The following is an 11,012-nucleotide window of genomic DNA, read 5'->3' as shown; positions in this document are numbered from 1 at the left end:
GTCGTCGACCCGGTCCGGGCGCCTGAGAGATTCAGCCCCGGTGCAGGACCTTTCCCCATGGGCGGGTACCCAGCGGGCACCACTTTCCAGAGGCATCGGGGCCTGGCGCGGTCCTGGGTGCCTGAGAGGTTGACGGAGAGGTATTGCTCCTTCGGCGTCCGTGGCTGGCTGTCACGAAGCTCTCCCGCACGAGGGCGATGCGTCCCTCATCCTACCGGGCTTCTACCGGCTGCTCAGCACGCCACGAACAGTGCCTCGCACACGGAACCACTGGCCCACGCGGGGCACCCCCGCAAAGCCGCTAGATGTCTGTCGGGGAAGGAGAATCAGCCGATTTTGCGGTCGCGACTTTTGCGCCGCGACGCCAACTCGTCCTCGGGGGACGGGATGGACTCTCCGCCGTCGGCGCGCTCGCCCGGGAAGTCGGCGATGGTGCCGGTCAGCTCACGCATGGCGCCCGATACCGCAATGCCGAAGACGCCCTGGCCACCCTGCAGCAGGTCGACAACCTCTTCGGCCGAGGTGCACTCGTAAACCGTGGTGCCGTCGGAGAACAGGGTGATGTTGGCCAGATCCTGCACGCCGCGCTGGCGGAGGTGGTCGACCGCAACGCGGATGTTGTGCAACGAGATACCGGTGTCCAGCAGCCGCTTGACGATCTTGAGGACGAGCACGTCCTTGAACGAGTAGAGGCGCTGGCTGCCCGAACCGGCCGCACCCCGGATGGAGGGGACCACCAGTGACGTGCGAGCCCAGTAATCGAGCTGCCGGTAGGTGATACCGGCGATCTGGCATGCGCTGGGACCGCGGTAACCGACCAGCTCGTCGGGTACCGAATCGTCGGGGAACAGGCCGCCCTGCACGGGTTCGCCAGACGGCCTGACCGGCGGCTCCGCGCCGCCCCTGGTGGTCAGATCCAGCTCTTCCTGCCGTGGCGTGTCACCCACTGTGAATCCTCTCGCCGATCGAACTCGCCCGCACCGAACTTCTAGGTCCTGCACCGCGGCAATCTCTACCGCGACGGTTTGCTGCGCGCTCGAATGTGTCGAGCATACGCTTCCCGTCGGGCCCTGATTGCCCGCTGTGAAGAAAGTATGGCGCCCGAATTCCCGCCCCATTGTCTCCCGCGCCGCGTGTCGACACCGGTATACCCAGTTGAGACGTTGCCGTGATCTGCGACTGCACGGCCGGGCGGGCGGGCGTCATGTCGCCTTGAAGTCGTCCGGCGAAACGCTGTCGAGGAACTCCTTGAACTTCTCCACCTCGTCCTCACGGACAGTGCCTGCGGCCTCTTCGTCGTTCTCGTCGGGGATCAGCAGGCCGGCCTCGGCCAGCACCGCCTCCTCCACGTAGATCGGCACGCCGACGCGTAGCGCGATGGCCACCGAGTCCGACGGCCTCGCCGAAACCTTGATGTCGCGGTCGAAGATCAGATCGGCGTAGAACGTGCCTTCCTGCAAGTCCACGATCCGCACCTCTTTGAGCGAATGCCCCAGGGCGGCAATGACATCTCGAATCAGGTCGTGCGTGAGGGGCCGGGTGGGTTCGACACCCTGCTGCTCCAGGGCGATCGCCGCGGCCTCCGACTGCCCGATCCAGATCGGTAGGTAGCGATCACCATTCGACTCCCGCAAAAGCAACACGGGCTGGTTCTGTGGCTGTTCCACCCGAATGCCGACCACGCGAACCTCAGCCATCTGTGCCTGCCCTCCGCACCGCCGTGCCGTTTCGTCGTAACTTCGTCCTCGCGCAGTCCGCCGTTACCAATCGGCAGGGGGTCCCGACTTGGACGAACTGGCCGTCAAAACGAGTCTAGTCCTCAGCGATCCAGAACGTCGCGTACGGCGGACTTGATGAGAGACGTGTGCAAAGTGATCGCCAAGGCGGCCACTTCGCGGGCCAGGTCGTCGGCGCGGTCGCGCGCTCCTGCCCTGCCCGCCTTGCCCACTGGGCCTGCGATCTGGGCGATCAGATCCGATTGCCGGTCCGCCGCGGAGCGGAACGCCCGCAGGTGTCTGGGCTCGACGCCGTAGTCGCCCAGGGCCCGTGCGCACTGGGCGATCACGACGGAATGTTCATCGAAGAACCCGCCTGGCCCGGGCGTGATGATGCCGTTGCGGACCAGCGCTCCCAGCGTCTCCTCATCGATACCCGACCGGGCCAACAGGTCTTCGCGGGACAGTCGCACCTGGGGTGGCCCGACCGCCGCCACGACGCCTGCGCCGGAACCGGCGACATCGTCGTTGTCGCCGGATACGGGCACCAGACGCGGAACCCCGTACGGGGATGCGGTCTGCGGCAATTCCCCGTCCGGTTGAGCGTCCAGTTGAGCCTTGATCACCTTCAACGGCAGATACTGGTCACGCTGGGCGGTCAGGATGAACCGCAACCGCGCACAGTCGTACGCGGTGAACCGCCGGTAACCCGACGCGGTGCGCTGCGGTGTCACCAACCCCTCGGCCTCAAGAAACCGGATCTTGGAGATGCTGACGTCCGGAAAGTCACCCCGGAGCAGGTCCAGGACTGCACCGATCGACATCCCGGCCAGTGCAGGTCTGTCGGGGGCAGTCATCGGCTAGCTGGTCTGGCCGCTGTCGTCGTCAGACCGGGGGCCCGTGAGGAACACCAGACGGAATTTCCCGATCTGCACTTCGTCACCGTTGGCGAGTACGGCCGAATCGACCGGCTCACGGTTGACGTAGGTCCCGTTGAGGCTGCCCACGTCGACAACCTGGAACTCGCCGCTCTCCAACCGGAACTCGGCGTGCCGGCGGCTCACCGTGACGTCATCGAGAAAAATATCGCTGTCCGGGTGCCGCCCCGCCGACGTTGTCGGCTGATCGAGCAGGAAGCGCGATCCGGCGTTCGGTCCGCGCTTGACGACGAGCAATGCCGAACCCGCGGGCAAGCCCTCGACACCGGAAACGGAGCCTTCGGCACCGGCCGTTGCGGGCGCATCCAGTTCGTTCAGAAAGTCCGCGCGGAAAACCGATGTGGTTTCCACCGTCACGTCCTCCGACTGGTCGGCCCCCAAATTGCTGTCCTTGTCCGTCACCCGCTGCTCCTCACTGGCTGCTGTGGCGTTCGCCCGGCGTGGCCCCAGCCCATCGTCGGTCTCACGTCGACCGTACCGCGCATCAGGCATCATTGGGTCCACCACCGCCGGATCCGATGGGGAAGATATCTGCGCGCCGGGCACGGCCCAGCCGGTCTTGGCGACCGGCCCCCGAAACCCTAACAATTCGTTACTCGGTCACGGCGGCGCGGTAGCCGTCCGCGTCGAGCAAACCTGCCAGGGCGTCCTCGAGCGTGCCCGCCTCGAGGCGCAGATCGACCAGCCAGCCTTCGCCGTAAGGGTCCGAATTGACCAGCTGCGGACTGCCATCCAGATCCCCGTTGACCGCAACGACTTTCGCTGCCACGGGGGCGTACAGGTCCGACACCGATTTGGTCGACTCGACCTCGCCGAACGCGTCTCCCGCGGCCAGCTGGGCACCCACATCGGGCAGTTGGACGAACACCACGTCGCCCAGCGCGGACTGCGCGTAATCGGTGATGCCGACCCGCACCGTGTCATCACCGGTACGCAACACCCACTCGTGTTCCGAGGTGTAGTACAGGTCGGCTGGGATGTCGCTCACGGCGCTCCTTCATTCGTGGAGTTGGTTGCTCTGCTCATTTGAAGCTCACTTGACGGGCTGAGCGTATTGGCGTGGTTTCGGTTGCCGCAAGGCGGTGACGTCGACGCGCTCGGCTTGTTGTACCACCATCGTGCCGCCGACACGTTTGACGCTGTCCATTGCGCCGCCGGGAATGTTCATCGCCGCAGCCAGCGTCGGCGGATCCCCAATCGCCAGAACCGAATACGGCGGCCGCAAGGTCACGTCGTCGACGGTGAGCTGGCCGGGCGTGCCGATGATCCAGGTGTCCAAGCCCACCCGCACGGTCGATTGCTGATCTCCACCGCGGATCTCGATGGCTTCGGCTCCGGCCGCGCGCAGCTCGTTGATCACATCGAGCATCGTCTCGGCGGGAACCCCGGGCGCATTGTCTTCTATGGTGAGCGTCACTCCCGGGCCTGTCGCGGCCACCGTCCCGATCTGGATGGACAGCGCTTCCAGCCGGGACTGGGCGTTCTCGATCGCGGCCTGATCACTGCTGCCGGAGGCCTGCAACTGCTGCAGGGTGCGCTGCAGGTCGGACACCTCCGTGTTGAGCGAGCCCTCACGTTGCTGCAGGGAATCGAGCAGCACCAGCAGATCCGCCGGCCGCGCCGTCTCCAGCGAATCCCCCGACTCGTTCTGGCGGACCTGAGTGACGATCGCCATGCCGAGCAGAACGCACAAGAGCACCCCGAGACCGCCGAAAACGAGCTGTGAACGGCTGCGGCGCACGATCCGAAGGTTCCGGAACCGGCGCGGCGAGACATCGGCCGGCATCTCGTGACGGCCGTGGTGCTCGGCGTGATGTTCCGGTGCGTGCTCCGCCTGGCGTTCAGGAGGAGCTTCCGGCTCCGGTTCGGGCGGGACGTCAGGTTCCGGCTTGGCTTCGGCCTCGGCCGGCGCAGCCGTGTCGGCCGGCGCGGCACTGTCGGCCGGCGCAGCAGTGTCGGCCGGCGGTTCCGGCTCGGTCGGAGGTGTGGATTCCGGTTCGGTCATGTCAGGCGCCGAACAACCTGCGCCGCAGTGCGGCGGCATTACCGAAGATCCTGATACCGAGGACCACGATGATCGCCGTCGACAGCTGGGTACCGACACCCAACTGATCGCCGACGTAGACGATCAACGCCGCCACCAACACGTTGAACACGAACGACACCACGAAGACCTTGGCGTCGAATATCCGCTCCAGATAGGCCCTCAACCCGCCGAACACCGCGTCGAGTGCCGCCACCACGGCGATCGGAAGGTATGGCTCGACGAACTCGGGAACGCTCGGGTGGAAAACCAAGCCGAGCACGATCCCGACGACCAGTGCGACGATCCCGATCATCTAACGGTCAATCCTGTGCACGTCAGGCCTATCCAATCTGTTTGGCGAAGTTGACATCACGTACCGAAACCGCGGGCACGGTCAGACCGTCTCCCGCGGTGACGTTCACCCCGACGCCGTAAGAAGTCTCCAGCAGCCGCAGCCGCTGCAGACCCGGGGTGCGGTCGAAGGTATCGGCCATACCTTTCGGCGGTCCGATGGCCACAATGGCATACGGACTCGTGATCGGCTGGTTGTCGACCAGAATCCCGCCACCCGCCTGGCGGATCGTGACACCGGCGCCGACCCGTACGCCGCCCACCGAAACCGCCTCTGCCCCACTGGCCCACAGTGAATTGACCACCAGCTGCAGGTCCCGGTCGAGGATGATCTGCTGGCCACCGGCGACCCGCTGTTTGGACACGTCGCTGAGGTCTTTCGACAGACCGGGGTCGGTGACGGTGACAGTCAGCCCGGGACCGATCATCGGAATGGCGGCGGCCGCGATGTTGGCCGTATCCAGACTGCCGAGCAGTTGCTGGCCGTTCTCGTCCATGCCGAGCCTGCTGCGCCGCTCGGCGTCCAGCCGATCGACGAGTGCGTCGCGCTCGGTACTGATCTGGTCGGCACTGATCTGAGCCGCACGCACCCGCCCGGCCATGGTGTGCTGGGCTTCTCTGGCCGCCGGGGCCGCCGTCTGGGCCTGACCAGCGGCGACTGCGAACACAGTGGCGATCGCGCCTGCGCCCAACAGCAACCAGCCGATGTCGCGGACGCGTCGACGTGGACGATCATCGGCCTCACGCGCGGCGGCCGCCGCGGCGTAGCCGGGATCGAGATGCTCCGACAGCAACGACCGCAGCAGGGAGGGCAGCGGAAGGCGCTTGGGTGCGTGGGCCTCATGATCGTTGAGCCCTGCCCCCGACGCGTAGCCGCCCAGGGTGCTCATGATCTGAGGGGCAGTTGTCGCACCACCATCGTCACCTGGATCAGGTACAGCACCGCCGACCACAGGTACAACGCCGCACCCCACAACAGGAAGGCCCATCCGCACGCCAGCGCCACCCGGCTCCACGTCGCATCCCACTGGCCGAGCAACACCCACGGGAAACCCGACATGAGCGCGAACGTCGCAGCCTTGCCCAGATACGTCACCGGCAGCGCGGTCAGTCCGCGGCGCCGCAACAGGGGCAGCGTGGCGGCCAGCAGTGCATCGCGGCCCAGGAGCGTCAGGACCAGCCACCACGGCACCACGCCGTAGAGCGCCAGCGCGACCGGAACGGTGATCATGTAGATCCGGTCGACGAGCGGGTCGAGCAGCTCGCCGAGCCGGGACGATTGATTGTCGACCAGCCGCGCGATCTTGCCGTCGGCCCAGTCGGAGAAGCCGCTGAACATCAGGATGGCGACGGCCCACCCGTTGGCATGCGCACCGAACAGCAGCCACAGGAACACCGGTACCAGCACCAGGCGCAGCGCACTGAGCGCATTGGGCACCGTAAGCACCCGGTCCCGTGAGTCAATCGGCGCCGGAGCACTCCTGCCCTCAGGAGCAGGCGCGTGGTCCATGCCTAAAACCTAGCGGAACACACCCGGAAGGCTCAGCGCGGACATGGTGTCGTCGTTGAGCGGATTGTCGTGGACCATGTAGGTCCACGTCGATGTCGGCCGCGCGAGCTTGGACAGGTCGATGCCGGGCTCGTCTTCGATCGAGTCCGCCGTGTCGAAGGTCTGCTGGGCAGCCTCGATGGCATCGGCGGCCAGTGACGCGAACGCGTCGACGGCCATCCGGTGGAATTCGTCGAGAGGGTTCTGACGGCCCAGGGCCCGCAGGTGGATGCTCTCCCGGATGTCGGCGAGGAACGCCAGGTGATCACACCAGCCGCGGTCCAGGTGGTAGAGCATGATCAGCCGGCAGATCTTCTCCAGCTTTTCCTCGGCATCATCTTCTTGTGCTCCTCGCGTGCGCGTGTCCCCGAGCTCCTCGACGAGCTTCTCGTACCGCTCGGGTGACCGCTCTTTGAGCTCCTGGCGGGCGGTGTCGGTGCGCAACAGAGTTTCACGGCGGTCCACGATGATGGCGCGCTGCTGCGCGATCAGCTGGTTGTAGCGCCACGTGTTGGCGTGCACGTCGAGCAGCCTGCCCTCGGCGACGCGCTGCGCGTGGTCGAGCAGACCCGCCGCCTTGGGCGCGATGATCCGGCCGTCTTCGTCGGTTTCGGTGGGCAGCTTGGTGCCGTCGAGGTGGGAGGCCACGACCTCGTCCTCCCAGCTGGAGAAGAACACCGTCGAGCCCGGGTCGCCCTGGCGCCCGGCGCGCCCGCGCAGCTGATTGTCCAGCCGTTCGGTGTGATGCCGGCCGGTACCGACCACGTGCAGCCCGCCCAGATCGGCCACCTTCTCCTTCTCCGGCGAGTCGTCGCCGGCGTCGGATCCGCCCAACCGGATGTCGGTGCCGCGACCGGCCATCTGGGTCGACACGGTCACCGAGCCCAACTTGCCCGCCTCGGCGATGACGGCGGCCTCTTCGGCGTCGTTCTTGGCGTTGAGCACGACGGCGGGGACACCCGCCTTGACCAGCCTGCGGTGCAGGTCCTCGGATTCGGCGACGTCGTGCGTGCCGACCAGCACCGGCTGACCGGTCGCGTGTACCTCGGCGATGTGTTCGACGATGGCGTGGTTCTTGGCCGCCTCGGTGAGATACACCCGGTCGGTCTCGTCTTCGCGGATGTTGGGCTTGTTCGGTGGGATCGGCGACACCCCGAGTTTGTAGAACTGACGCAACTGCTCGCCGGCGGCCAACGCGGTTCCGGTCATGCCGCACACGGTCGGGTAGCGGTTGACCAGGGCCTGGACCGTGATGGTGTCGAGCACCTCACCGGTCTCGGTGGTCTCGATACCTTCTTTGGCCTCGACGGCGGCCTGCAGGCCGTCGGGCCAGCGTTGCAGCGAGGCGATCCGTCCGCGCGACGCGTTGATCAGGTGGACCGCGCCATCCCGGACGATGTAGTGCACATCGCGCTGCAGCAGCACGTGCGCGTGCAGTGCGACATTGATCTCGGTGAGCGTGGTCGCTACGTGTTCCTCGGAGTACAGGTCGATCCCGCCGAGGCGGGCCTCCAGCTTGCGTGCACCGGTGTCGGTGAGGTGCACGTTGCGGTTGTCGTCGTCGGTCGCGAAATTCTCGTGCGCGTCGGGGCCGGTGATCAGGTCGCCGACCATCCTGATGATCTCGACGCGGGGCTGCTCACGATGGCTGGTGCCGGCCAGCACGAGCGGAACGAGCGCCTCATCGACCAGCACGGAGTCGGCCTCGTCGATGAGAGCCACGTCGGGATTGGGTGAGACGAGGTCGGCGACGTCGGTGACCAGCTGATCGCGCAGTACGTCGAACCCGATCTCGTTGACCGAGGCATACGTGACGTTGCACTCGTAGGCCTCGCGCCGTTGTTCGGCGGTGGAATCGGCGGTGATCCAGCCGACCGTCAATCCCAGGGCCTCCAGCAGCGGCGTCATCCACTCGGCGTCGCGACGCGCCAGATAGTCGTTGATGGTGATGACATGGACGTGCCTGCCGCCGATCGCGTAGCCGGCCGCGGCGATCGCCCCGGCCAGGGTCTTGCCCTCACCGGTGGCCATCTCCACGACGTCGCCGGCAAGCATCCGCAGCGCGGCGAGCAGCTGCACATCAAAGGGTCTGAGGGACGTCGTTCTGTCGGCGGCTTCGCGGGCCAGCGCGAGGAACTGGGGCATGTCCGCGGATGCGGCCAGGTCCTCGAGTTCGAGGAGCTTGGCGGCCTTGGTGAGCTGCTCGTCGTCGAGCCCGGCGGCCTTGTCTTCGAACGCCGCTGCTCCCTTGACCTCTGAGAGCGACCGAGCCTCGTTGCGCTCGGTGGTGGCCCCCAATAGCTTCCAGAACTTGCTGCTCACGCGGCCCGGTTTGGCGCTGGACGTCTTCGGCACATGTTCACGGTACGCGGACGCGGCGGTTGCCTTTGAGCGTGACCCCGAACAGGATCGGCGCAGCACACCGGGACGGTGTCCCACAGGCTCGTCGCGGTCGCGCGGGGTACCTTGCCCGCATGGAGATGTTCACTCCGACCCTGGACTGGGGCAATGAGCTCGCGACGTCGCTGGTGTGGATCGCCAAAGGGTGGCTGATGGCGGCGATCTCCACGATGGTGATCCTGGTTCTGCTCGCCAGGCTCACCCCGTGGGGCAGGCAGTTCTGGCGGATTACCCGCGGATACTTCGTCGGCCGCGACAGCGTGATCGTGTGGCTGTGGCTGGCGGCGCTGCTGCTCTCGGTGATCGCGGGCGTGCGCCTGTCGGTGCTGTTCAGCTATCAGGGCAACGACATGATGACCAGCTTCCAGGTGATCGCCGGCGGTATCTCCGGCGGCAACGAGGCCGTCAAGGCGTCCGGTAAAGACGGGTTCTGGCTGTCGCTGGCCGTCTTCGCACTGCTGGCAGCCGTCCATATCGCCCGGATCATGCTCGACATCTATATGGCCCAACGGTTCATGCTGCGCTGGCGGGCCTGGCTGACCAGCCAGCTCACCGGTGACTGGCTGGACGGCAAGGCCTACTACCGCACACGCTTCATCGACGACACCATCGACAACCCGGACCAGCGCATCCAGGCCGACATCGACACGTTCACCGCGGGCATCGACTCGCTGCCGAACCGTCCCAGCGCGGGCTCCACGAACACCCTGCTGTTCGGCTCCATCTATTCGGTGGCCTCGATGATTTCGTTCACCGCGATTCTGTGGAACCTGTCCGGTCGCGTCACCCTGCCGCTGGTCGGCATCGACCTGCCCCGGGCGATCTTCTGGATCGGCATCGTCTACGTCCTGTTCGCCACGGTCGTGGCGTTCTGGATCGGCCGGCCCATCATCCAGCTGGCCTTCAACAACGAGAAGTACAACGCGGCCTTCCGCTACGCGCTGGTGCGGCTGCGCGATGCCTCCGAAGCGGTGGCCTTCTACCGCGGAGAGATCGCCGAGCGGACCGGGCTACGGAAGCTGTTCGCACCGGTCGTGTCGAACTATCAGAACTACATCAACCGGATGATCAAGTTCCAGGGCTGGAACAACTCGATCGACCAGGCCCAGGAGCTCATCCCCTACATCGTGCAGTTCCCGCGGTTCTACAGCGGCGAGATCACCCTGGGCGCGCTGAACCAGACCGCCAGCGCCTTCCGCAGCCTGCTCGACGGGTTGTCCTTCTTCCGTACTGCCTACGACCAATTCGCCGGATACCGGGCCGCGGTCATGCGTCTCCACGGGCTGGTCGTGGCCAACGAAGAGGGCAGGGCGCTGCCTGAGGTGACCACGCTGCCATGTGTGGACGGCACGGTGAAGCTCACCGACGTCGAGGTCCGCACACCCGACGGCAGGCAGCTCATCAACCCCCTCGACCTGCACCTGCAGGTGGGCGACACGTTGGTCATCACCGGGCCCTCGGGCAGCGGCAAGACGACCCTGCTGCGCAGCCTCGCCGAACTGTGGCCCTTCACCTCGGGCACTCTGACCCGTCCGTGCGGCCCCAACGAAACCATGTTCCTCTCGCAGTTGCCCTACGTCCCTCTCGGCGACCTGCGGGCGGTGGTCACGTACCCGGGCGAGGAGGGTTCCGTCGACGACGAGGCACTCAGGCGGACTCTCGACGAGGTGGCGCTGCCTCATCTGGTCAGCCGGCTGGACGAGGTGCAGGACTGGGCCAAGGTGCTGTCCCCCGGTGAGCAGCAGCGAATCGCGTTCGCCCGCATCCTGCTCGTCAAGCCCAAGGTGGTGTTCCTCGACGAGTCGACCTCCGCGCTCGACGAAGGTCTCGAATTCATGCTGTATCAACGGGTGCGCACCGACCTGCCCGACACCATCCTGGTCAGCGTCAGTCACCGCACCACCGTCGAGCAGCACCACACGCATGAACTAGAGCTGCTCGGTGAAGGCGAATGGCGGCTGGGACGCGTCGAAGATGACGAGGCCGACCTGATCAAGCAACCGTGAGCGGCCGTTCCCGGTAACTTCCCGGGG

General features: G+C 66.3%; 11 protein-coding genes and 1 riboswitch. Of the genes, 1 reads left to right on the top strand and 10 read right to left on the bottom strand.

Translation table 11 applies throughout. The annotated features are described in order from the left end of the window. Positions 1-98: 98 nt before the first annotated feature. A riboswitch (glycine riboswitch) is annotated at positions 99-197 on the bottom strand. 129 nt (positions 198-326) lie between these two features. The 10 genes from H977_RS0119235 to secA2 all read right to left on the bottom strand — a co-directional run bounded on the left by H977_RS0119235 (position 327) and on the right by secA2 (position 8,934). Beyond that, positions 327-947: a MerR family transcriptional regulator gene (locus H977_RS0119235; RefSeq protein ID WP_029109378.1), complete on the bottom strand. Its 621-nt coding sequence runs from the start codon at positions 945-947 to the stop codon at positions 327-329. A 255-nt stretch (positions 948-1,202) separates the two neighbouring features. Then, positions 1,203-1,697, bottom strand: a complete 495-nt coding sequence (locus H977_RS0119230) for a bifunctional nuclease family protein (protein ID WP_019346056.1) — start codon at positions 1,695-1,697, stop codon at positions 1,203-1,205. 122 nt (positions 1,698-1,819) lie between these two features. Next, entirely contained in the window at positions 1,820-2,572 is a 753-nt protein-coding gene (ftsR, locus tag H977_RS0119225) for a transcriptional regulator FtsR (RefSeq protein WP_029109377.1), read from the bottom strand. A gap of 3 nt (positions 2,573-2,575) precedes the next feature. After that, positions 2,576-3,055, bottom strand: a complete 480-nt coding sequence (gene garA, locus H977_RS0119220) for a glycogen accumulation regulator GarA (RefSeq protein ID WP_029109376.1) — start codon at positions 3,053-3,055, stop codon at positions 2,576-2,578. A 190-nt stretch (positions 3,056-3,245) separates the two neighbouring features. Beyond that, the gene (gene gcvH / locus H977_RS0119215) at positions 3,246-3,641 is read right to left on the bottom strand and encodes a glycine cleavage system protein GcvH (RefSeq protein ID WP_029109375.1); all 396 of its coding nucleotides are present in this window, start codon (positions 3,639-3,641) and stop codon (positions 3,246-3,248) included. A gap of 45 nt (positions 3,642-3,686) precedes the next feature. Then, complete coding sequence (locus H977_RS33520; RefSeq protein ID WP_036476517.1) at positions 3,687-4,439, bottom strand: DUF881 domain-containing protein; 753 nt, start codon at positions 4,437-4,439, stop codon at positions 3,687-3,689. A gap of 220 nt (positions 4,440-4,659) precedes the next feature. Then, complete coding sequence (locus H977_RS0119205; RefSeq protein WP_003882035.1) at positions 4,660-4,992, bottom strand: small basic family protein; 333 nt, start codon at positions 4,990-4,992, stop codon at positions 4,660-4,662. A 28-nt stretch (positions 4,993-5,020) separates the two neighbouring features. Next, a complete protein-coding gene (locus tag H977_RS0119200; protein ID WP_029109373.1) occupies positions 5,021-5,920 on the bottom strand; it encodes a DUF881 domain-containing protein in 900 nt (299 codons plus the stop codon). After that, positions 5,917-6,540, bottom strand: a complete 624-nt coding sequence (locus H977_RS0119195; protein ID WP_029109372.1) for a CDP-alcohol phosphatidyltransferase family protein — start codon at positions 6,538-6,540, stop codon at positions 5,917-5,919. The genes H977_RS0119200 and H977_RS0119195 overlap by 4 nt, the downstream gene beginning before the upstream one ends. A 9-nt stretch (positions 6,541-6,549) precedes the next feature. Further along, on the bottom strand, positions 6,550-8,934 hold the full coding sequence (gene secA2 / locus H977_RS0119190) for an accessory Sec system translocase SecA2 (RefSeq protein ID WP_029109371.1): 2,385 nt from the start codon (positions 8,932-8,934) through the stop codon (positions 6,550-6,552). 119 nt (positions 8,935-9,053) lie between these two features. Here secA2 and H977_RS0119185 point away from each other — a divergent pair, with 119 nt between their 5' ends. Then, positions 9,054-10,985, top strand: coding sequence for an ABC transporter ATP-binding protein/permease (locus tag H977_RS0119185; RefSeq protein ID WP_029109370.1), 1,932 nt, complete (start codon positions 9,054-9,056; stop codon positions 10,983-10,985). Positions 10,986-11,012 lie beyond the last annotated feature (27 nt).

Source organism: Mycobacterium sp. URHD0025, from assembly GCF_000426065.1.
Lineage (GTDB): Bacteria > Actinomycetota > Actinomycetes > Mycobacteriales > Mycobacteriaceae > Mycobacterium.
This window is presented reverse-complemented; position numbering and strand designations above follow the sequence as displayed.

Coding starts and splice junctions, on each gene's coding strand:
- H977_RS0119230 (WP_019346056.1), bottom strand. CDS start 1,697: ATGGCTGAGGTTCGCGTGGTCGGCATTCGGGTGGAACAGCCACAGAAC.
- ftsR (WP_029109377.1), bottom strand. CDS start 2,572: ATGACTGCCCCCGACAGACCTGCACTGGCCGGGATGTCGATCGGTGCA.
- H977_RS33520 (WP_036476517.1), bottom strand. CDS start 4,439: ATGCCGGCCGATGTCTCGCCGCGCCGGTTCCGGAACCTTCGGATCGTG.
- H977_RS0119205 (WP_003882035.1), bottom strand. CDS start 4,992: ATGATCGGGATCGTCGCACTGGTCGTCGGGATCGTGCTCGGCTTGGTT.
- H977_RS0119200 (WP_029109373.1), bottom strand. CDS start 5,920: ATGAGCACCCTGGGCGGCTACGCGTCGGGGGCAGGGCTCAACGATCAT.
- H977_RS0119195 (WP_029109372.1), bottom strand. CDS start 6,540: ATGGACCACGCGCCTGCTCCTGAGGGCAGGAGTGCTCCGGCGCCGATT.
- H977_RS0119185 (WP_029109370.1), top strand. CDS start 9,054: ATGGAGATGTTCACTCCGACCCTGGACTGGGGCAATGAGCTCGCGACG.